Raw genomic sequence first — 629 nt, forward strand, 5'->3', positions numbered from 1 at the left:
AAACCGCACTTCTCAGCAGCTTTTTTAGCGATTTGCATCATGATAACATCTTACAGTCTGGTGAGGCGTGGAAAATAATTGATCCAAAAGGGTTAATTGGAGAAAAAGAGTACGAAATTATCCCTTTTCTTTTAAATCATCTGCCTAAGACAAACGTGGCAGAGACAATTGACCATCGAATCAATATATTTGTAAAAGAACTGAACGTAAGTAAAAAACGCATTTTACTGTGGGGATACGCTCATTCTGTACTAGCCACGTGCTGGTTAATAGAGGACCGCCAAGATGCCGCTTCTTTTTTACGTGCTATAGAAGCATTTCAGCACTTATTTGAGTACTATTACGGGCATAAAAAATAAGAGCCGACATTTGGCTCTTATTTTTTGCATTTCTCTGCGACAAGCTCATATGATTTTAATCGGGCAGCCGGATCATGTGTAATGGTGACAAGCATGAGTTCATCCGCTCCGTAGCGTGCTTGAACTTCTTGAAGACGGACGTGTACTTCTTCTGGGTCTCCGATAATCATGGCTTCTTTCATCTTCTTCATTTTTTTCTCTTCTTCTTCCGTCAGCGGATAGCTGGCCGCTTCTTTAATAGAAGGCACACCTTTTGCTTCCATTTTATGC

General features: G+C 40.7%; 1 protein-coding gene and 1 pseudogene. One reads left to right on the forward strand and one right to left on the reverse strand.

The genetic code is table 11. The features are described 5' to 3' along the window. A partial coding sequence (locus AC1DRF_RS31350) for an aminoglycoside phosphotransferase family protein (protein ID WP_477742747.1) occupies positions 1–359 on the forward strand: 359 nt, incomplete at its 5' end. Between the two features lie 17 nt (positions 360–376). Here AC1DRF_RS31350 and AC1DRF_RS31355 read toward each other — a convergent pair. After that, positions 377–629: pseudogene (locus AC1DRF_RS31355) on the reverse strand (LLM class flavin-dependent oxidoreductase); the annotation flags it as partial.

Source organism: Priestia sp. P5_B4, assembly GCF_056400385.1.